The following is a 20,491-nucleotide window of genomic DNA, read 5'->3' as shown; positions in this document are numbered from 1 at the left end:
GTCCAATTAAGCACCTTTTCTTCTACAGTTTTATAACTGAATGATTTTCTGTTGATTGCAAACTTGTTCTTAATACGTATTTTCTCCCTTATTTATGGAAGTTTTATTTGAATTTATGTAATGATTTTTCAAATCCTTATTTGCGTAATTTTCAACATATTAAAAGAAGGGGGTTTCTGTGTCAAAAGATGATAATAGAATAGACAGTGGACAGTTTTAGCAATGTATTCGCTTAATGATAAACTTTCAATAACGTTTTAGAAAGTATAAAAGACCGTGGGCTGCATCAATAAGATTGCTATTGACAATCATACTGATACAGCCCACATTATTTATATATAGGTCTTATCGATTGAAAGACCTACTTTTTCTTCTTCATATCAAGCACCAACTTACCTACGTAAATAGCATGCTTACCATTCTGATCTTCGCCAACCATCTTGCCGTCAAGGTCTTTCACGTACTCTAACTTTGTAAGATAGGTATGTGAGTGACCACCCAATACAAGGTCAAGACCACGAGTTCCTGCGATAACCTCCTCATCACTGATACCTTCTATATTCCAACCAAGGTGAGAGATACAGATAATAAGGTCGCACTTCTTAGCCTTCAATTCGTTAATAACCTTCTGTGCGCAAGCGACAGGGTCATTATAAACAATTGGCCCATAGTTAGCTTTCACTACCAAACCATCCAATTTTGGAGCAAGACCAAAGACACCAATCTTCAGTCCGTTACGCTTCAAAATGATGTATGGCTTAACCAACTTTGCTAATTCAGTTCCTTTAAAATCATAGTTTGCACAAACGATTGGGAAGTTTGCCTTCTTAAAGAGGCGCACCATATTATCCAAACCAAAGTCAAATTCATGATTACCAATCGTAGCAGCGTCATAGTGCATCTGATTCATCAGTCCCACTTCAACATCACCCTTAAACATTGTGTAATAAGGTGAGCCTTGCGAGAAGTCGCCACTATCAAAGAGTAGCAAGTCAGGGTTCTTTGCACGCTCCTCTTTAAGCATTGCTATACGACGCACAAAACCACCACGATCAGCCTTCATCGTATCAGCAAGATTAGGACTTAGCGGATAAATCTGACTATGTGTATCGTTAGTATGGAGGATTGTCAGTTTCTTGTCCTGTCCAAAACCTACAACAGCTATGAAACAGAACATTATCAATAATATATTTCTTTTCATTTTCCTAACTCCTTAAATATTTATTCCACACGGATACGTCCTTCTGTGTGAGCATTAACCACCTTACCTTGAGCTGTCTGCTCCTTGAAATAGTTCATAATAATAAAACGTGTGTTGTTACTGCTTTCTTGTGGTGAGACAACACTTGTTGCCGACTTAAACGCCTCCATCTTATCATTACCCTGTGCTAAGTAATCGAGCGTAGCAATACGATAACTTGCCTTTGGATCAATCTCCTTACCATGCAAACGAGCAGATTTAAGCTTATGGTCGCGTGTGAAAACAAGTTCTACTCCATGGCTAACAGCCTCACCACCGGTATGAGCCATCTGTGAGAACAGCTCTAAAAGTTTATCACCAGAAAGTGTTACGAAGCAAATTTTGTTCTCGAAAGGTGCGATATCCAACACGTCACCAAAGGTAATCTTACCCTTAGAAAGGGCTGCACGGATACCACCCATATTGTAAACACCAAAGTCAACCTTCTCATTATAATCACGTGCAGCCCACACCATGATGTCTGCCAACAGATTAGAAAGATCGCTCTCTGGGCGGTGTGCCACCATATCGTGGTCAACCTCTCCCACAACAGGTCCCATCACCGAGTCAACCTTGTGCTTAAATGGTTCCATAAACTTTGCTGCCCCAGCGTCAGGAGTAGCATCATATCGATTATCAACCAGCACACGTGTACGCTGAATGCCTGCTAACTCATAATGAGAAGCACAGCCCGTCAACGCCAGTAATGCTGTTAATCCAGACAGATAAACCGTTTTTTTATACATATATAATGACTTTTATAGTTCTCATAACTATTTATCAGAGTAGGAAATAGCCCTACTTTGACTAACTTCGAACGTCGCTCATCCTGTTATGTATAGGTTACATCACAAGCCGACAACGTTCAAAAAGATAATGCAAAAGTAAGAAAAAAAAACGAATCAAATGCTTGTCGCATTATTAAAGATATATTGTCACATGGAAAAATACGTTCAAAATAAAGCGCATAGAACTACATATACCTCATTTTAGGTATTGCACGTTCTATAGAATATAAATACTTTTGCAGAAGTTTATTAACACTCATAGGTTTGTATTTATATGAAGAAAGAAACAATTTATCTATCTCTCGCAATGCTTGCAATTACAAATATCCCTTGTAATGCACAATCAGAAGAGATTAAAGACTCCACATTACATCTCGAAGAAGTAACTATCAGTACCACACGTATGCCTGAAATAAAGCAGAATGCGGCTGCAACAGTTACGATTATTGACCAAAAGCAAATAGCAGAAATGAGCAAATCGGCTCCCGATATCACCCATCTCTTGGGCATGCTCACGCCTGGTATGGCTCTATCAAGTAATACCACAAGCTCGCGCGCACAATCACTTCGTGGAAGAAGTGCACTCATCCTGATTGATGGTATACCTCAATCAACTCCTTTACGTTCAACAGACCGTGATATCCGAACCATCGATATCGCTGCTATCGACCATATAGAAGTGGTAAAAGGGTCTACCGCTCTCTATGGTAATGGTGCTATCGGTGGATTGATAAACATCATAACTAAGAAGAATACTACCAACAGAACTATAGCTGGAGAGACGACTCTCTCGGGTTCAACTTATAACTTCTTCCGTCACGGAAAAGGGCAAGGTTATCGCATCAACCAGCAAGTTTATGGTCGGCTGGGACAGTTTGATTATCTCGTAAATGGAGCTTTCGGACGTACAGGTAGTGCTATTGATGGTGATGGAAAGTTTATCTCTCCACGCTACGGACTCGGTGATACCTATACAACAAACGTACTTGTTAACCTCGGGTATTCCCTATCTTCAAAGAACAGAATCGAATTGATGTATAATTTCTATCGTAGTTTGCAAGATACGAAATTGATTCCTTTCGGTGGAAAATACCTCCAAAGTCCTTCTATAGGTATAATTGGCAGCAAGGACCCACAGGCTGTTGACGAGGGAACAAGATACAATCACAATGCTTACCTCAAGTTTACTTCAAAGGATATATTCAAACATACCGACTTAGAAGCATCTGTTTATGGTTCGGGAATATATACTATCTTTGACTTCCGTAAGGCTAACCCAGCACAGCCAAGATGGGAAGAAACAAGTGGACAGTCGGCTGTTAAAGACCGTAAGTTTGGTTTCCGCACCCAGTTTAACACTCGACTTATATTCTCAGAGAATGCTTTTGCACATTTAGCATACGGTTATGACTATCTCTACAACAAGACTTCTCAACCATTGGTAGATGGTAGATATTGGGTACCATGGTTAACAAGTAACAATCATGCACCCTTTATCCAAGTGAAGACCACACTTTGGCAGCACCTTAACGTCAAACTTGGAGGACGTTACGACTTCATTAATGTGAACGTACCAGACTATGATGTATTGCGCAATAAGCTCTCCGACCCACAGGTTCAGGTCAAGGGTGGAAAGCTAAAGTATAATAATATGTCTTTTAACGTTGGTCTTTCCTATAACAGATATCGCGCATTTCAACCCTTCGTAGCCTACTCTCAAGGTTTTTCTATCTTTGATTTAGGACGTACATTACGTGCTGCCAAGGCTGATGTACTCTCTAAGATATCAACAGAACCAGTAAAAACAAACAACTACGAGGTGGGCGTTTACTCTGATATTAACCATTGGTTGCAGTTGAATGGATCTGTTTTCTACACCTATTCTAAGCTTGGAAGTGACCTCAAGATAGAGAATGGTTTCTGGGTAGTAAACCGTACTCCACAGAAGGTGTATGGCGTTGAATTGAGTGCAGATGCACAAATTCTCCGTAACTTAAAGGCTGGTGCTAACTTCTCATGGTTCGAAGGTAAGCTCAAATCAGCTACTGGTGATTGGGACACATATATGTCAAACATTTCCATCCCAGCTGCTAAGTTGGCAATGTATGTCAACTATGCTCCTGTCAAGAACACCTATCTCCAACTGCAATACATGCACACCGGTAAGCGTGACAGATTTACTCCTAATGCTTCAGGAGTATATAAGGAGGGTGAAGGTATCGTAAATCGTATCAACTTACTAAACCTTACTGCAGGCGTAAAGATGAAGGCTTGCGACTTAAGTTTGGCTGTATCCAACTTATTGAACTACACTTATTACACACCAGCATCTATGATGATGGCACGTAATGCAGAGTATGCACATGCTGATGGACGCAAGATAACACTCACTGCAGTGTTCAAGTATTAATGTTCAAACACTCGATATACTTATTCTCAGGTACTAAAAGGACATTATATAACAAGGTAAAGTTAGGTAAAGTTTACCTCTTATAATTATATAAGATACCCTTCTAAATACAGAAGCAGCCTAAAGTATATCGTAAACTATAAGCAGGGAAGACGGAATACAACAAGTATTCTACCGCTTCCCTGCTTTTCTTTTAGTTCTTCCGTTAAATGTGTAGATTATTAGTAGAATAAGATTAATCCACATACATGGTATGCTTTCATCCAATAAGATTGTTTTATAAAGACTCAACACCCAACAACCATCACCCAACACCGGTATAATTACCCTCAATTAAATGGTTTTACAAATAGGGGTAAACTACATGACAAATGTAATTAGGTGCGATGTCTATCCGTCTTATACAAACAACTTATTCCCTTATTAACCGAAGTTTGTAAATTATTTTCGTGCGATTCAAAACTAATATATGCTCTTTTGGGTTCTAAAAGACGCCTAATTGACTTGCAAAAGATGCCCTTTAAGACCCTTACTAACGCCCTTTTGAAGTCCAATTAAGCACCTTTTATTCTTCTACTTGGTAACTACCTGATTCTCTATTGATTGCAAATCTGATTCTCATATGTGTTTTTGCCGTCCTTTATAAATGTTTTACCCGAAGTTATGTAATGATTTTTCAAAACCTTATCTACAGATTTTCAAAGTCTTAAATGAAATAGTTTTCAATGTCAGAGAATGATAATAGAACAGATAGATGACTGTTTTAGCCATGTTTTTGTTTAATGAGTAACTTCGATTCATCCGTTTACGCAATACGAAAAGTGTCCACACATTTAACGGAAGAATCATTCTCTTACCTCTCAAAAACCTTATTTATCTCTTCACACCCTATTTACTACCAACGTATAGATAACCCTTCATTACTACATGAGAGGCACACTGTCAGGCATTTATACATCAGGAAGCCAATAGTTGCAACCCTACTCAAAGACCACTAACGCAGAATGCAACTATTAAAAAGTCATTAAACTTTTGACAGAAACGCATAATTACTTACTTTTGCAATACATATCAATTAATTCAACAAAACATTTATTATTATGAAAAAGAGTTTGTTCGTTAGCATAGTTATGCTCTTTGTAGGCATGACTGTCAATGCGCAGGATTACAAAAAACAGTCCTTTATACCAGAAGCAGCTATGCCAGATGCAGGTATCTACCTCCCAGCTCCACCTGACACAGCATCTTATCAATTTGATTATGACTTCCGTCAGTATTGGTGGGGTCGAAAGATGAGAGAGGACAAAGAACGTGCTGCACAGGCTAAGTTCGACGCCAACTTCGATGTTGATTCTGTTCTCGTAGGCTTTGCTCCATCTTTTGGTTTGCTTATCACACCAGAAAAGACACCAGAGACCTACAAACTCATGTGCATGATAGGTATTGATGGCAACCACGCTGTTGACCGTGCTAAAGCGAAATATATGCGTAAACGTCCGTTTGCACAATTCCATGAGCATACACTTCAACCACAGTTTGAGGCAGAGTTGATTAACAACGGCTCTTATCCTTCAGGTCATACCTGTCGCGGTTGGATATTCGGATTGACTTTGACAGAGCTGAATCCATCACGTGGCAACGAGATTATGAAGCATGCTTACGAGTATGGTCAGAGCCGAGTGATCTGTGGTTATCACTATCAGAGCGATGTTGATGCAGGTCGTCTTTGCGCAAGTGTAGGCTTTGCTGCCGTACAATCATCTGATGCTTTCCAAAAGCAAATGGCAAAGGCTAAGAAAGAAATAGCCAAGGTGCTTGCAACAAATAAGCATTAAAAAGCTAACAATTACTTTGTTATTTCATTGAAAAGTAGTAACTTTGCACCGCTTTTCGGCGTAACCGCTGATCGTGGAAGAGTCATGGATTACGTTACGTTGGAACGACAAACAATATTTAATTAATAGAAAAATGGATTTAATTAAAGTTGCTGAAGAAGCATTTGCAACCGGCAAGCAGTTCCCAGAGTTCAAGGCTGGTGACACTATCACTGTCGCTTACAAAATCGTCGAGGGTAACAAGCATCGTATTCAGCTCTACCGTGGCGTAGTTATCAAGATTTCTGGTCATGGTGAGAAGAAGCGTTTCACAGTTCGTAAGATGTCAGGCACCATTGGTGTTGAGCGTATCTTCCCAATCGAGTCACCAAACATCGATTCTATCGAGGTGAACAAGCGCGGTAAGGTTCGTCGTGCGAAACTCTACTACCTCCGTGAACTCACAGGTAAGGCTGCACGCATCAAGGAGAAGAGAACTGTTGTTGCAGAGAAGTAAGCCCTTGGAAATCCAAGAAAATAAAAGTCCGGAACTGTTGGTTTCGGGCTTTTTTATTTACCTATTAATAAGCATTCTTAGATATTCATTATTGATAAAGCTAACAAACGAAGGAGAGAAAGAGTTATCATATTGTGTCATCTAAAATGCCTTCTTATCAGTTTTTTGAGGGTAAAGATAAAACTTCTCACCATAAAAAACCATATAAATAATGTTGGGACATATGCTTTGCTTATCTTGTGATAGCTATCACTTATAGATAAACACATCATATGTCCCTACAATCCTTCAGAGATAACCTTTCAGAGAATTCCCCCTACTCAATCTCTCTACAGAGCAATTAATCTTCGTAATTCAACTTTGCATCATTTTCACCATGCAAAGCCGCATTTAAGTCTTTCCAATTCTGGAAACCAGCAAAGAGAGCCAGCCTGTCTAAAGTCTTTTTAGAAGGTTTTTCCTTCCCCTTGAAATAGCCAATAATTTTCTTCAATGAAGCCGATTCCAAGTGAATGTGATAAAGTGCTAACCTACTGGACAATCTTTCCAAGTCAGAAGCCAGTTCTCTGGGGATATTTGCCTTTTGACCAAGCTCCTCGATAATGGTTCTAAGCTTCTTTTTCATTTCTCATTCTTCACTATATATACTAACGTGGTACAAAAGTAATAAAAGAATAAGTAATTAAGTAATATTCAACGACTTTTCTTAAAGTTAAATATGTTAATTAAACTTGTAAACAAGGAGTGTAAATATAAATTACGTACTACGCTATATAAAATCGCTTTGAAATAGAAAATATGTATCAGTTATGGATAAGCAAAACCATAATCAAATAAACATTATTCAGGGTAACATAGCATCTCATTTACCACTTTCTATCCTCTTATAACCAGCCTATCACACAACATTTAGTGCTTCGCACATCATGTGTGAAGCGTTAGCACCCTATGTGCAAAGCATCAACACCACACGTGCGGACCATCCGCACAAAGACAGAAAAGCAATGAAACGATGCATATTTGAATACAAAACAAAAATAACAAGCGTCCTTTTATAAGGATAGAAATAGAATACTACCCATTACAAAAGGACGCTTATATTTCGTCATGTCAACCTAATAGCGCATCAGAAAGCGTATGCTATTAGGCAAATCAAACCAACTTACTTCACAGCAATGCACTCAATCTCAACAAGCGCACCCTTTGGCAAAGCCTTTACAGCGAATGCAGAACGTGCTGGATAAGGTTCCTTGAAGAACTCGGCATAAACTTCATTCATCGCAGCGAAGTTCTCCATATCAGAAAGGAATACTGTTGTCTTAACAACATGAGACAGGTCTACACCTGCAGAAGCCAACACGTTGCATACGTTAGTGAGCGACTGGCGAGTTTGTTCCTTCACACCACCCTCAACAAAAGCATTGGTAGCTGGGTCAATAGGAAGTGAACCAGATGCGAAAATAAAACCATTGGCTTCAATAGCCTGACTGTAAGGACCTACTGCAGCAGGTGCCTTGTCTGTGTGTAATGCTTGCATATCTTTAAGTAATTTAAAGGGATTAGAGGAGTCAGAGGGTATTCAGCCTGCGCTGGATAGCCCTCCCGCTCCAAAGATTGTTTTCTTTTCGAGTGTAAAAGTACTGATTTTCTTCAAAAGAAACAAACCAACACGCCTAATTTACTTAAAAACGACAAGCGTAACAGCGTATTCCATTATTTTTCCGTATCTTTGCACTACCAATTTACATATACCACATAAGTTATATGAAAGAATTAGCTCTTAAGTACGGATGCAATCCGAACCAAAAGCCTTCACGTATCTATATGGAGGAAGGCGAACTCCCAATCACAGTTCTCAGTGGTCGTCCCGGCTACATTAACTTTCTTGATGCGCTCAACAGCTGGCAACTCGTTAAAGAGTTGAAGGCCGCTACTGGTCTGCCTGCAGCTGCATCGTTCAAGCATGTCAGCCCAGCTGGTGCTGCAGTGGGTCTTCCTTTGAGTGATACTCTCAAGAAGATTTACTTCGTCGATGATGTTGACTTCGAGCTTACACCGCTTGCCAGCGCCTATGCACGTGCTCGCGGAGCCGACCGTATGTGTTCTTATGGCGACTTCTGTGCGCTCAGTGACACCTGCGATAAGGAGACAGCGTTGCTGATTAAGCGTGAAGTTAGCGATGGTGTTATCGCACCTGACTATACTCCAGAGGCTTTAGAAATTCTGAAGGATAAGCGTAAGGGTGCATACAATGTCATTAAGATTGACCCTAACTATGTGCCTGCTCCTATCGAGAAGAAGCAAGTTTTCGGTATTACATTTGAACAGGGCCGCAACGAGGTGAAACTTGATGACCCCACACTCTTCGAGAACATCCCTACAAAGAACAAGACATTCACTGAGAATGCTAAGCGTGATCTCATCATTGCCTTGATTACATTGAAGTATACACAGAGTAACTCTGTTTGCTATGTGAAGGACGGACAGGCGATTGGTATTGGTGCTGGACAGCAGAGTCGTATCCACTGCACCCGCTTAGCTGGTAGTAAGGCTGACGAATGGTGGTTGCGCCAGTGTCCAAAGGTTATGAATCTTCCATTTAAGAAGGGTATTCGCCGTGCTGATAGAGATAACACAATTAACATCTACATTTCTGATGAGTATGAAGATGTGCTGCAGGATGGTGTATGGCAGCAGTTCTTCACAGAATGCCCAGAGCCTCTGACACGTGAGGAACGTAAGGAGTGGATTGCCAAGAATACGGGTGTTGCACTCGGTTCTGATGCATTCTTCCCATTTGGCGACAACATTGAGCGTGCGCATAAGAGTGGTGTAGAATATATAGCACAGGCTGGTGGAAGTATTCGTGACGACCATGTTATTGACACTTGTGACAAATACAACATCGCAATGGCATTTACTGGCGTTCGTTTATTCCATCATTAAAAAGATTGTATATGAGTGATATTGACGATATTATTGAAACCGGAATGGTCTTTCGGGGTGCCTCGAAACCCAAAACCGATGATGGCAAGGTGAAAACCAAAGCCAAGAAAAAGAAGTATATTACTGGTGCACACGGCTCTGGCAGTGCAAAGCAGAAGGCTAAATACCGTCAGCAACGTGCTAACCGACACAAGTAAAGAAAACAACGAACGCCCTCATTTCCCAAGTTCCCTTTGATAGGGACGGACAAATGAGGGCATTTTTTGTTGATTTAATATACTAAGTCACTAATAATAAAGGGTTAACTGCAAAGGAAAAGAAATCCTATTTGATAAATCTATTAACACAAACACGATTAAAATCACAGTCCTTTGCGAATTATTTTCACGAAAATAAAGATTTATCTTCATGAAAGAAAATATTTATTTTCACGACAAGAAATATTTATTTACGTGAAAATAATTCTATGATAAGCATAAATAAACTACTAATGGAAAGTAATTACAAGGTTAAGAAGTAAATTATCTTCTTAATAAACAACTTCATTACAAAATAAGAATATCACTACAAATAATTAAACATTTAGCTTTCTATTCTACTTTCCTCATACCAGCACTTCCATAAACTTACACCCTAATATAACAAGCATAACAACACTTCATTCACAATCTTTTGTTAACTCAGAAACAGCACCACCATATATTTCTATTAGAAATATTTTGTTTTTCTTCATTTTTCTTTATATCTTTGCACATATGATTCTTTCCTAATCACTATATGTACTTTACATGCTGTTAAAGCTACTCTGAAATAGCAGAGGAAGAATAAATTATATCTAGAAACAATAACTATTATAAACCATATAATCTCACAGCTAAATGGCAAATGACATCATTATTAATGTAAAAGATTTACAGCCCAAAGAGAACTATGAGGATGTATATTCTGATTTTTCTTTACCATCTTTAATCCGACCAATAATGAGTGACAAGACGGAGAGCATTATTAAAATGTTCTTTGATACTATACACTTAGGTAGTATATATGAGCAATTAAATCAAAACGAATATTTTCTTAGCTTTACTGAAAAAGTAGAAGCGGGATTAAGAACAGGAAAATATACTCTTGACATGAGAAAAGATGGCTCTGGACTTACTCCAACAGCTCGCGGAGAAAATGGATTCGTAGAACAAGGAGTTGTAAAGAAAGGGACTGATAGTTCAGCTTTATCCCAAGCAATGAGTAACTATGCCATGTATGCCATTCTGCAGCAAATATCAGCTAGACTAGAAGAAGTCGATCAAAAAGTTGATATAATTCGTGAAGGACAAGCAACAGACCGTATTGGAAATATTATCGGTGCCTTTAGAGCTTATGTCATAGCTTATCCAACATTCTTAAACGAACAGGAAAAAAGAAATGCTTCTTTTGAAGTATACAAAACTATCAGCCAAGGTTTACATCAAATGCATTTTGAACTTGACACTATAGCCAAATATCTTGATGATGCACCTACAAGCTATGCAGATATCGGGCTTCAGTTGCTTAACCCGTTTAACTATGTAGCAGATAAGAAAGAAAGGTTATATCATACACTTGTATATGGCTTATACAAATACTATAATATGATTAAACTTTCTGATATCATTCTTTTAGATCGTGGCGCAAATGAAAATGTTATATCAAGAAATCACGAAGCTATTGAGTCGTTTTGCACTAGGGTCTTGAATAAGGAGTTAGACGAAAAAGCTAAGTTCTTAACAGGAGGAAACATAAAAGATTACTTAGATATCCAATATAACATCTGTGAATATAATGATCAGATACAAAAAGTACTAATTCCTGCATATAACGAAGCATTAAACCTTGAAATAAAAGTTGATTCTGCAACAATTAAAAAAATAATGAACAATGGAAAATAAAAAGAAACTTCGACCTGCACAAGTAGAGAAAGTAATAAAAGGAACCCTCACTGCAGCTTTAACAACAATAATATTAATTTTTATTCGTAGAAAAAAGTAAAAAAGAAAGAGAGGTTATTATTCTTCCTTTTCAATTTACTATAATAAATATTAGGAATGTAATAACCTCCTTTTGCTCTACTTAGTAGCTTTATCAAATATAAAGTACCGATAACTTATTTCAAGGCTATACCTGTGTAAATAGTGCCGAATCCTTCTTTAAGAATACGTGCTGAGAAGAAATCGGAAGCATTATCATAGGTGCAAATACCAGACTGAAGAATATTAGCTGCTGGCACACCAAGTTCTTCTAATTGAAGTTGATTGCAGAGCGGAAGGTTGATATGCCATTTCTCATACATACGTGCAATGCGTTCCATAGGAAAACCTGCAGCCGAAAAAGCATCATAAACCTCCTGACCTACCTCAAAGTTCTTCAGCGAAATACAAGGACCAACAACCGCCTTGAGTTCTTTTGGGTCAGTATCATATAGTTCTGTCATCTTGCGAAGTGTGTGCTGTGCGATACGCTGCACCGTACCACGCCAACCGGCATGGGCTGCACCAATGGCATGATGAACAGGGTCATAAAAAAGAATAGGAACACAATCAGCAGTATGAACACCGATGCAGACGTTACGACAATCGGTAACGACAGCATCTTTTCCCTCTTCCATCTCGTACTGCTCAGCAGCTGAAAGATGAAAAAACTCATCCGTCACAATCAGACAATGTGTCTCGTGTATCTGATGTAGACGGATAACCTTATCCACCTGAACACCAATCTCTGCTGCTACAGCCTGCAGATTCTCAGCTACAGCAGATGGTTCATCACCCCGATGTGGGTTGATGTTGAGTGTAGCAAGCTTTCCCTTGCTAACTCCGCCATGACGGGTAGTGCTAAAGCTGACTACCTCATCGGCAAGATTAAAGTAATGTAGAACAGGCTTAATCATTCGTATATTCAAAATCTTCGAGGTCTTCTACCTCATCCAATTCGTCTATACCCACCTCTTCAACATCATCAATATCAGCGTCCTCAGCCGCTAACTCGGCAGCAAAACGCGACATATCCTTGTCACGATGAACCAGTGTATCTTCTGAAAGAATACTTTGCAGCTTATTGCTCTCTGCATTAAGTTCTTTCCAAAGAATATCCTTCAAGTCATCAATCCCCTGTCCTGTAACAGCTGATATGAAGACAACAGGAAGGTCTGTTGGCAACGTTTCACGCAGCATCTCAATGAGTTCATCATCAAGAAGGTCGCACTTCGTTACCGCTAAGACACGATGTTTGTCGAGCATCTCTGGATTAAACTGCTGCAACTCGTTTAGTAACACCTCGTATTCGCGCTTGATATCGTCGGTGTCTCCTGGTACCATAAAAAGCAGAAGAGAGTTTCGTTCGATATGACGGAGGAAACGTAAGCCGAGTCCCTTACCTTCACTGGCTCCTTCGATAATACCAGGAATATCAGCCATAACGAAACTTTGGTTATCACGATAGCTGACAATACCTAACGATGGTTCCATCGTTGTGAAAGGATAGTTGGCTATCTTTGGCTTTGCACTTGAGAGAGAAGACAGCAAAGTAGACTTACCTGCATTTGGGAAGCCCACCAAACCGACATCAGCTAACAGCTTCAACTCAAGAATAACAGTCATCTCCTGCATTGGTTCACCTGGTTGTGCATAGCGTGGAGCCTGATTCGTCGCTGTACGGAACTGGAAATTGCCCAATCCACCACGTCCACCTTTCAACAGTAACACCGTCTGTCCGTCATGCATGACATCGCAAACATACTTGCCAGTTTCGGCATCATAGGCAACAGTACCACAAGGAACATCAATATAAATATCCTTACCATCTGTACCATGACACTTATCACGACCGCCATTACCTCCATGTTCCGCATAGATATGACGCTGAAACTTCAAGTGCAACAGCGTCCAATAATTGTGGTTACCACGCAAGTAAACACTTCCACCCTTACCACCATCGCCACCATCTGGTCCGCCATTAGGGTTATACTTCACATGACGAAGGTGCATGGAACCTCTACCACCCTTACCAGAGCGGCAGTATATCTTTACATAATCTACAAAATTACTTTCCATCTTTAAACTTTGAATTTTGAACTTTGACCTTTATGATTTGTACTGTAACTTGAAATATTATTGATTAAGAGAAGAACGAGTTGCCTTAACTATTTTTGTCAAGACCGCTTGAATCTTATGACAATCATCTGATAAAGATTTATACTCACTCTCACTAATATATTCTGCTTCCCTTAATAAATCAATCCAATAGTTTGACTCTGTTGCTTCTTTCAAAGCGATATTCATCTTACTACAGAAGTCTTCACGACTTTGTCCGTTCTTTCCTTCATGAACATTAGCCCCAATACTCGTCCCAGAACGCAGAAGTTGCTTTGACAGGACATACTCCTTATGCTCATTTGTCAGGTATTTATATAACCGTACAACCCTTAGTGCAAAACTTTTTGATAAGATATAGATATCATTCTCTACGATTTTTCTCTCCAACATACGGTACAAATCATAAAGTTCAAAGTTCAAACCTCAAAGGTCAAAGGTCTACAGAGCGTCAATAACAGACTCAATACGTGCGAAAATATCTTCTACAGTACCAAGACCCTCAACATGGTGGTGAATATTCTCACCCTTATACCAGTCAATTAATGGAGAAGTCTGGTTGTTGTAAACATTGAGGCGCTTCTTAATTGTTTCCTCGTTGTCATCAGAACGACCGCTCTGCTGACCACGGAGAAGCAGACGATTCATCAACTCATCCTCTGGAACAAAGAGTTCAACCATAGCTGCCACATTGTGACCACGCTCAGCCAACATCTTCTTCAAAGCCTCTGCTTGTGGGATTGTACGTGGGAAACCATCGAAGATTACACCCTTATGATCCTTGCCAAAGCTATCGTATACGCTTGCAAGAATATCTATCATCAACTCATCAGGAATGAGCTGACCATTGTCAATGTATCCTTTTGCAGTCTTACCAAGTTCTGTACCATTCTTAATTTCATTACGAAGTACGTCACCTGTTGAGATATGACCGAAGCCATACTTCTCAATCATCTTGTCGCTCTGAGTGCCTTTACCAGCACCTGGCGCACCAAAAATTACAATATTCTTCATTATTCTTGTACTAAAGTATAAATATCTCTCAAATTACGACCCTCCTGGTCATAGTCAAGTCCATAGCCAACAATGAAGTCATTTGGGATTTCCATTGCTGCATACTCGATGTTCAAAGGAACAGTAAGCTTACCTGGCTTCAAAAGTAAAGTTGTAATATGCAGACCAGCAGGCTCGCGTGTACCAAGCGTTTCGAGCATACGCTTCATAGTTGCACCTGTATCAACAATATCCTCTACAATGATAACTTCTCTGCCACGGATATCTTCGTTCAAACCGATAATCTCCTTAATCGTACCCGTTGAGGTAACACCTTGGTAAGAAGCCAACTTAACAAAGGAAATCTCACATGGGATAGTGATATGCTTCATCAAGTCAGAGGCATACATGAACGAACCATTCAACACCGCAAGAAAGAGCGGAGTCTTACCTTCAAAATCCTTGTTTATACGATCTGCTACCAGCTTTACTCTTTCCAAAATCTCGGCTTCAGGAATAGAAGTCTCAAACGTTTTGTCCTTAATTGTTACTCGACTCATTCTTCATTATTTATAATTTAGCGCAAAATTACGAAAATAATACCAAACTATCCGCATTTATTTTGTAAATTTGCCATCGTTATGAAGATATTTACAAGTGCCCAGATTCACGAACTGGACAGATACACTATAGAACACGAACCAATCAAGTCGATTGATTTGATGGAGCGTGCAGCAAAAGCCATTACTCGTGCTATCACTGAGGAGTGGTCGACACATACGCCTATTGTTGTCTTTGCAGGACCTGGCAACAATGGTGGTGATGCCCTTGCTGTGGCACGTTTGCTGATAAATGAGGGATATAAAGTGAATACTTTCCTTTTTAATATTACCAATCATTTATCAGAAGACTGTGTAACAAACCGCCAACGTTTGCTCGACAGCAAGCATGCAAAGGATTTTACAGAAATCACTGCGAAGTTTGACCCACCTGAATTAACAGCAGACACATTGGTGATTGATGGTTTGTTTGGCTCTGGACTCAACAAACCATTGGCTGGCGGTTTTGCCTCATTAGTGAAATATATCAATCAAAGTCCTGCTAAGATTGTGAGTATTGACGTTCCATCTGGTTTGATGGCGGAGGACAATACATATAACGTACGTGCGAATATCATTCACGCTACCCTCACATTAACCCTCCACGAGCGCAAATTATCCTTCCTTTTCGCTGACGCACAGCAGTTTATTGGTAGGCTAAAGGTACTTGATATCCGTCTGAATCAGGAGTTTATTCAGAAGACAGAAGCACAATATTACCTATTAGAAGAGAACGATATTCGTTCGCGTTTACTCCATCGTGATGACTTTTCACACAAAGGTGATATGGGTAATGCACTTATCATCGCAGGTAGCTACGGTATGTCGGGAGCAGCTATCCTTGCAACTCGTGCCTGTCTACGCAGCGGTGTGGGTAAGGTTACGGTGCATACTCCTAAAAAGAACTACGATATCATGCAGATATCCGTTCCTGAAGCTATCCTACAAATGGACCACGAGGAAACAGCTTTTACCGAAGCGGTTGATACAGATGATTTCGACGCACTTGCAATAGGTCCAGGATTAGGCAGACAGGAGCCTACTGCCATTGCGATGATAGCCCAGATAAGACGCGCACAATGTCCTATTGTTGCCGATGCTGATACCTTGAATATTCTTGCAAGCCATCGTGCATGGATGCAACAACTACCAAAGGGAATCATTATGACGCCTCACGCAAAGGAACTCGACCGTCTTACAGGCTCTCCTGCTAATGCTGACTATGAGCGTCTCCATCGTACACGTGAGTTAGCAAAGTCTTTACAGGCTTATATCATCCTTAAGGGACATAACAGTGCACTCTGCCTACCTAATGGCAACGTTATCTTTAACTCAACAGGTAACAGTGGCATGGCAACAGCTGGTAGTGGTGATGTACTCACTGGTATCATCACAGCCCTCCTTGCTCGTGGTTATCACCAACAGAACGCTTGTATGGTTGGAATGTACCTCCATGGTCTTGCTGGCGACTTAGCAGCGAAAGAATTAGGTAAGGAAAGCCTTGTTGCAGGAGACATTATCAACTTTCTCCCTGAAGCTTTCAAGCTTTTGGACGATTGATAAAACCTTCCTATTCCAGCTATTGTTGATAGGTAATAAAGCCATCCAAGTATAAGCAACAGCCCCACATGGTTCTCACCATGTGGGGCTGTTGCTGTTCTCTGTCCCAACCTACGAGGCGATGCCTCGTAGAAAGCGGTACAAAAGAAAAGCGGCAGTTCCCTTAAGGAAGCTGCCGCTAATGTTTTATTTAGTCAAGCCGACCTCAACAAATGATTAGTCGAGGTTAGCAAGCTTGTTCTCAGAACCAAGAACGTCTGTAATCTTGTGCTTGTAAAGATCCTCCATGTACTCACGAGCCTTACCACAGTACTGACGTGGGTCGAAGTACTCTGGGTGCTCATCAAATGTCTGGCGAACACCTGCAGTGAATGCAAGACGAGAGTCAGAGTCGATGTTAATCTTACAAACAGCACTCTTAGCTGCCTGACGGAGCTGCTCCTCTGGGATACCTACAGCGTTTGGCATCTTACCACCATGCTCGTTGATGATATCAACATACTCCTGAGGAACTGAAGAAGAACCGTGGAGAACGATTGGGAAACCTGGGAGCTGCTTCTCGATAGCTGCAAGAACATCGAATGCCAATGGAGGAGGAACAAGACGACCAGTCTTTGGGTCACGTGTACACTGCTCTGGAGTGAACTTGTAAGCACCGTGAGAAGTACCGATAGAGATAGCCAAAGAGTCGCAACCTGTACGAGTAGCGAAATCAACAACCTCCTCTGGCTTTGTATAGTGAGAAACCTCAGCTACAACGTCATCCTCAACACCAGCAAGTACACCGAGCTCAGCCTCAACTGTTACGTCGAACTGGTGAGCATACTCAACAACCTTCTTTGTCAAAGCGATATTCTCCTCATATGGAAGAGAAGAACCGTCGATCATTACAGAAGAGAAACCGAAGTCTACACAGCTCTTGCAAGTCTCGAAGCTATCACCATGATCAAGGTGAAGTGCAATCTCTGGATGGTGACAACCCAACTCCTTAGCATACTCTACTGCACCCTCTGCGAGGTAACGGAGAAGAGTCTGGTTAGCATACTTACGGGCACCCTTAGAAACCTGAAGGATAACTGGTGATCTCAAATCAGAAGAAGCCTTGATGATAGCCTGAAGCTGCTCGAGGTTATTAAAGTTGAATGCTGGAATAGCATAACCGCCTTTGATTGCTCTCTTGAACATCTCACGTGTGTTCACGAGACCTAATTTCTTGTAATCTACTACCATAATTTCTTTTATCTTTTAAAATTAATAAGTCTATACCTATTTACACATGCAAAAGTACGGTTTTATTTTCTGATAGCCAAAACATACCACACATTTAATAATCCTAAAGTGTTAAAATCCGTAATAAAAGACAATAGTTTTTGGAATAAAAGACAATTAGGCTTATTAGACATGACTGCCTAATAAGCCTAATCAAACATTTATCTGATAAATGAATTACTTCTCAGCTGGTTCAATAACACGCCAAATTACTGATGCGAGTGCACCACCAGCAAATGGACCTACGATAAAGATCCAAAGATTGCTCAATGCTGTTGCAGGACCGCCTGCAAGCTGTGCGAAGATAGCAGGACCAAAGGAACGTGCTGGGTTTACAGATGTACCTGTATAACGGATACATACAAGGTGAACAAGGATAAGTGACAAGCCGATTGCCAAACCTGCAAACTTACCTGTCGTGCCGTTAGTCTTTGAAGTTGCACCCAATACAACGAGTACAAACACACAAGTAAAGATAATCTCTGCGAGCAAACCACTTGCTACACTAATACCATCTTGCAAACCATTTGCACCTAAGCCAGCACCTGCAGTAGCAAAACCGCTACCTGCGTTGGTTACAAGAAGGAACAACAAAGCTGCGCCAATCAAGCCACCAATAAACTGGAACAACATGTACATAGCACAATCCTTTGCACTCATACGACCGCTCAAGAATACACCGAGTGTAATTGCTGGGTTGATGTGGCAACCTGAGATACCACCAATAGCGTAAGCCATTGCTACGACAGAAAGACCAAATGCCATTGCTGTACCAACTACTGCAGCCTGATTGTTTACTGGGTCACAACCCAAAGACACTGCTGCACCACATCCCATGAGGACTAATACCATTGTACCGATCATTTCGGCTAAATACTTCTTCATAACTCTCTACAATTAATTAATATTATTCTTTTAGTTTAAAACGCCTTTGAAACGGTTAATTCTCCATACAAACGTAAACGTTCACGATTTATTGTATCTACCTTGCACTTTTTAAAACTTATTATTTTATATCAATCAAAACGCTGTCTTTAATCCATAAAAAGCCGTACCTTTGCAGATAGATTAATATTACTTGACAATGATGAGTCGTCACCCACAAGGGAGATTACAATGGACAAAATATTAAAACAACATGAAGTATAAGATGATTGTGCTCGATTTGGATGGCACACTGACCAATAATAAAAAGGAAATTACCCCACGTACAAAACAAGCTCTCATGCAAGCACAGGCTGCAGGGGTACACGTAGTTTTGGCATCTGGACGACCTACATACGGCATCGTCCCTTTAGCTGAGGAATTGAAACTGAAAGATAATAGTGGGTATATCCTTGCTTTCAATGGAGGAAAGATTATCGACTGCACCAACAACGAAGTTCTTTTTGAACAGAAGTTAGACGAACAGCTTGTACCAATCCTCTTTCAAGAAGCCAAAAAAGCAGGAATGGAAATCCTAACCTATCAAGGTGAGGGTATTGCTGCTACTAATAAAGATGACGAATACGTACAACACGAGGCTTTTATCAACAAGATGCCTGTTACGCAATATGACGATTTCCTCAATCAGTTGGTCTATCCTATCAACAAATGCCTGATTGTTGGCGCCCCTACCCCTCTCCACAAGTTGGAGATAAGATTAGCCAAAGAGTTGGAAGGAAAGATGGATGTATATCGTTCTGCCGACTTCTTCCTTGAATGTGTACCACTCGGTATTGACAAGGCGCGCTCTCTCGACCGCCTTATCTCATCGCTCCGTATCAGCCGTGAAGAGGTTATTGCCTGTGGTGATGGTTATAACGACCTTAGCATGATTCGCTTTGCTGGACTTGGCATTGCTATGGCAAACGCTGCAAAAGACATTCAGAGTGAGGCTGACTTCGTCACCTTGTCAAATGAAGAAGATGGTGTTGCACACGTCATTGAACGCTTTATTCTCTCACAAGAGAACATGAATTAAGAGGATGTCTTCTACGAACAACTCATCTGCTTATTAGTCGGATTATAAACTATTTTCACACAGCTCAAAACCAATACATGCTCTTTTAGCTTCTAAAAGACGCCTAATTGGCTTGCAAAAGGTGCCCTTTGGGAGTCTAAGTAACGCCCTTTTGAAGTCCAATTAAGCACCTTTTACTTTACGGTTTTGTAACTAATTGAATACATGACACTTACAAGAGCAACAAAAATAGCCGTTTTTACCCTAAAAATAAGGTAAAAACGGCTATTGGATT

At 40.3% G+C, this 20,491-nt stretch carries 19 protein-coding genes; 8 read left to right on the top strand and 11 right to left on the bottom strand.

The window, feature by feature from the left end; all coding sequences use genetic code 11:
- Positions 1 to 361 precede the first annotated feature (361 nt).
- Positions 362 to 1,201 carry a bifunctional UDP-sugar hydrolase/5'-nucleotidase gene (locus HMPREF1505_RS10695; RefSeq protein ID WP_036925274.1) on the bottom strand — a complete coding sequence of 280 codons (840 nt, stop codon included), beginning with the start codon at positions 1,199 to 1,201 and terminating at the stop codon, positions 362 to 364.
- A gap of 20 nt (positions 1,202 to 1,221) precedes the next feature.
- Positions 1,222 to 1,986 (bottom strand): 5'-nucleotidase C-terminal domain-containing protein, encoded by a 765-nt coding sequence (locus tag HMPREF1505_RS10690; protein WP_036925273.1) that lies wholly within the window; start codon positions 1,984 to 1,986, stop codon positions 1,222 to 1,224.
- A gap of 316 nt (positions 1,987 to 2,302) precedes the next feature.
- Between HMPREF1505_RS10690 and HMPREF1505_RS10685 the strand changes: the two genes are divergently transcribed.
- The 3 genes from HMPREF1505_RS10685 to rplS all read left to right on the top strand — a co-directional run bounded on the left by HMPREF1505_RS10685 (position 2,303) and on the right by rplS (position 6,769).
- Entirely contained in the window at positions 2,303 to 4,438 is a 2,136-nt protein-coding gene (locus HMPREF1505_RS10685) for a TonB-dependent receptor (protein ID WP_036925271.1), read from the top strand.
- 1,100 nt (positions 4,439 to 5,538) lie between these two features.
- Entirely contained in the window at positions 5,539 to 6,273 is a 735-nt protein-coding gene (locus HMPREF1505_RS10680; protein ID WP_036925270.1) for a phosphatase PAP2 family protein, read from the top strand.
- A 133-nt stretch (positions 6,274 to 6,406) separates the two neighbouring features.
- The gene (gene rplS, locus HMPREF1505_RS10675; protein ID WP_013263992.1) at positions 6,407 to 6,769 is read left to right on the top strand and encodes a 50S ribosomal protein L19; all 363 of its coding nucleotides are present in this window, start codon (positions 6,407 to 6,409) and stop codon (positions 6,767 to 6,769) included.
- 340 nt (positions 6,770 to 7,109) lie between these two features.
- Here rplS and HMPREF1505_RS10670 read toward each other — a convergent pair whose 3' ends face one another.
- On the bottom strand, positions 7,110 to 7,394 hold the full coding sequence (locus tag HMPREF1505_RS10670; protein WP_036925269.1) for a hypothetical protein: 285 nt from the start codon (positions 7,392 to 7,394) through the stop codon (positions 7,110 to 7,112).
- A 537-nt stretch (positions 7,395 to 7,931) separates the two neighbouring features.
- On the bottom strand, positions 7,932 to 8,306 hold the full coding sequence (locus tag HMPREF1505_RS10665; protein WP_013263865.1) for a RidA family protein: 375 nt from the start codon (positions 8,304 to 8,306) through the stop codon (positions 7,932 to 7,934).
- Between the two features lie 218 nt (positions 8,307 to 8,524).
- On the opposite strand from HMPREF1505_RS10665, the gene HMPREF1505_RS10660 reads away from it, so the two are divergent.
- From HMPREF1505_RS10660 to HMPREF1505_RS10650, 3 genes are all read left to right on the top strand, one after another.
- Positions 8,525 to 9,715 carry a phosphoribosylaminoimidazolecarboxamide formyltransferase gene (locus tag HMPREF1505_RS10660; protein WP_369758977.1) on the top strand — a complete coding sequence of 397 codons (1,191 nt, stop codon included), beginning with the start codon at positions 8,525 to 8,527 and terminating at the stop codon, positions 9,713 to 9,715.
- Positions 9,716 to 9,726: 11 nt separating this feature from the next.
- On the top strand, positions 9,727 to 9,912 hold the full coding sequence (locus tag HMPREF1505_RS10655) for a hypothetical protein (protein ID WP_004360409.1): 186 nt from the start codon (positions 9,727 to 9,729) through the stop codon (positions 9,910 to 9,912).
- Positions 9,913 to 10,593: 681 nt separating this feature from the next.
- Complete coding sequence (locus HMPREF1505_RS10650) at positions 10,594 to 11,637, top strand: hypothetical protein (protein ID WP_036925265.1); 1,044 nt, start codon at positions 10,594 to 10,596, stop codon at positions 11,635 to 11,637.
- 215 nt (positions 11,638 to 11,852) lie between these two features.
- Here HMPREF1505_RS10650 and pgeF read toward each other — a convergent pair whose 3' ends face one another.
- From pgeF to hpt, 5 genes are read right to left on the bottom strand one after another with little or no spacing between them, the layout of a single operon-like run.
- Positions 11,853 to 12,632 (bottom strand): peptidoglycan editing factor PgeF, encoded by a 780-nt coding sequence (pgeF, locus tag HMPREF1505_RS10645; RefSeq protein ID WP_036925263.1) that lies wholly within the window; start codon positions 12,630 to 12,632, stop codon positions 11,853 to 11,855.
- Complete coding sequence (gene obgE / locus HMPREF1505_RS10640) at positions 12,625 to 13,794, bottom strand: GTPase ObgE (RefSeq protein WP_036925262.1); 1,170 nt, start codon at positions 13,792 to 13,794, stop codon at positions 12,625 to 12,627. The genes pgeF and obgE overlap by 8 nt, the downstream gene beginning before the upstream one ends.
- A 57-nt stretch (positions 13,795 to 13,851) precedes the next feature.
- Positions 13,852 to 14,226 (bottom strand): four helix bundle protein, encoded by a 375-nt coding sequence (locus HMPREF1505_RS10635; RefSeq protein WP_036925261.1) that lies wholly within the window; start codon positions 14,224 to 14,226, stop codon positions 13,852 to 13,854.
- A gap of 48 nt (positions 14,227 to 14,274) precedes the next feature.
- Complete coding sequence (locus HMPREF1505_RS10630; protein ID WP_036925260.1) at positions 14,275 to 14,847, bottom strand: adenylate kinase; 573 nt, start codon at positions 14,845 to 14,847, stop codon at positions 14,275 to 14,277.
- A complete protein-coding gene (hpt, locus tag HMPREF1505_RS10625; RefSeq protein WP_036863725.1) occupies positions 14,847 to 15,386 on the bottom strand; it encodes a hypoxanthine phosphoribosyltransferase in 540 nt (179 codons plus the stop codon). Before hpt ends, HMPREF1505_RS10630 begins: the two co-directional genes overlap by 1 nt.
- 81 nt (positions 15,387 to 15,467) lie before the next feature.
- On the opposite strand from hpt, the gene HMPREF1505_RS10620 reads away from it, so the two are divergent.
- A complete protein-coding gene (locus HMPREF1505_RS10620) occupies positions 15,468 to 16,985 on the top strand; it encodes a bifunctional ADP-dependent NAD(P)H-hydrate dehydratase/NAD(P)H-hydrate epimerase (RefSeq protein ID WP_036925258.1) in 1,518 nt (505 codons plus the stop codon).
- Between the two features lie 216 nt (positions 16,986 to 17,201).
- Here HMPREF1505_RS10620 and HMPREF1505_RS10615 read toward each other — a convergent pair whose 3' ends face one another.
- Both HMPREF1505_RS10615 and HMPREF1505_RS10610 read right to left on the bottom strand, forming a co-directional pair.
- Entirely contained in the window at positions 17,202 to 18,215 is a 1,014-nt protein-coding gene (locus tag HMPREF1505_RS10615) for a class II fructose-bisphosphate aldolase (RefSeq protein WP_013264593.1), read from the bottom strand.
- Between the two features lie 216 nt (positions 18,216 to 18,431).
- The gene (locus HMPREF1505_RS10610) at positions 18,432 to 19,139 is read right to left on the bottom strand and encodes an MIP/aquaporin family protein (protein ID WP_013263951.1); all 708 of its coding nucleotides are present in this window, start codon (positions 19,137 to 19,139) and stop codon (positions 18,432 to 18,434) included.
- 253 nt (positions 19,140 to 19,392) lie between these two features.
- Here HMPREF1505_RS10610 and HMPREF1505_RS10605 point away from each other — a divergent pair, with 253 nt between their 5' ends.
- A complete protein-coding gene (locus HMPREF1505_RS10605) occupies positions 19,393 to 20,217 on the top strand; it encodes a Cof-type HAD-IIB family hydrolase (RefSeq protein WP_036925256.1) in 825 nt (274 codons plus the stop codon).
- Positions 20,218 to 20,491 lie beyond the last annotated feature (274 nt).

The organism is Prevotella sp. ICM33 (assembly GCF_000517825.1).
Lineage (GTDB): Bacteria > Bacteroidota > Bacteroidia > Bacteroidales > Bacteroidaceae > Prevotella > Prevotella melaninogenica.
The sequence above is the reverse complement of the archived record's forward strand: the minus strand, read 5'-3'. Positions and strand labels throughout refer to the sequence as shown.

Coding starts and splice junctions, on each gene's coding strand:
- HMPREF1505_RS10650 (WP_036925265.1), top strand. CDS start 10,594: ATGGCAAATGACATCATTATTAATGTAAAAGATTTACAGCCCAAAGAG.
- HMPREF1505_RS10610 (WP_013263951.1), bottom strand. CDS start 19,139: ATGAAGAAGTATTTAGCCGAAATGATCGGTACAATGGTATTAGTCCTC.
- HMPREF1505_RS10690 (WP_036925273.1), bottom strand. CDS start 1,986: ATGTATAAAAAAACGGTTTATCTGTCTGGATTAACAGCATTACTGGCG.
- hpt (WP_036863725.1), bottom strand. CDS start 15,386: ATGAGTCGAGTAACAATTAAGGACAAAACGTTTGAGACTTCTATTCCT.
- obgE (WP_036925262.1), bottom strand. CDS start 13,794: ATGGAAAGTAATTTTGTAGATTATGTAAAGATATACTGCCGCTCTGGT.
- rplS (WP_013263992.1), top strand. CDS start 6,407: ATGGATTTAATTAAAGTTGCTGAAGAAGCATTTGCAACCGGCAAGCAG.
- HMPREF1505_RS10615 (WP_013264593.1), bottom strand. CDS start 18,215: ATGGTAGTAGATTACAAGAAATTAGGTCTCGTGAACACACGTGAGATG.
- HMPREF1505_RS10680 (WP_036925270.1), top strand. CDS start 5,539: ATGAAAAAGAGTTTGTTCGTTAGCATAGTTATGCTCTTTGTAGGCATG.
- HMPREF1505_RS10655 (WP_004360409.1), top strand. CDS start 9,727: ATGAGTGATATTGACGATATTATTGAAACCGGAATGGTCTTTCGGGGT.
- HMPREF1505_RS10620 (WP_036925258.1), top strand. CDS start 15,468: ATGAAGATATTTACAAGTGCCCAGATTCACGAACTGGACAGATACACT.
- HMPREF1505_RS10695 (WP_036925274.1), bottom strand. CDS start 1,201: ATGAAAAGAAATATATTATTGATAATGTTCTGTTTCATAGCTGTTGTA.
- pgeF (WP_036925263.1), bottom strand. CDS start 12,632: ATGATTAAGCCTGTTCTACATTACTTTAATCTTGCCGATGAGGTAGTC.
- HMPREF1505_RS10635 (WP_036925261.1), bottom strand. CDS start 14,226: ATGTTGGAGAGAAAAATCGTAGAGAATGATATCTATATCTTATCAAAA.
- HMPREF1505_RS10685 (WP_036925271.1), top strand. CDS start 2,303: ATGAAGAAAGAAACAATTTATCTATCTCTCGCAATGCTTGCAATTACA.
- HMPREF1505_RS10665 (WP_013263865.1), bottom strand. CDS start 8,306: ATGCAAGCATTACACACAGACAAGGCACCTGCTGCAGTAGGTCCTTAC.
- HMPREF1505_RS10605 (WP_036925256.1), top strand. CDS start 19,393: ATGAAGTATAAGATGATTGTGCTCGATTTGGATGGCACACTGACCAAT.
- HMPREF1505_RS10670 (WP_036925269.1), bottom strand. CDS start 7,394: ATGAAAAAGAAGCTTAGAACCATTATCGAGGAGCTTGGTCAAAAGGCA.
- HMPREF1505_RS10630 (WP_036925260.1), bottom strand. CDS start 14,847: ATGAAGAATATTGTAATTTTTGGTGCGCCAGGTGCTGGTAAAGGCACT.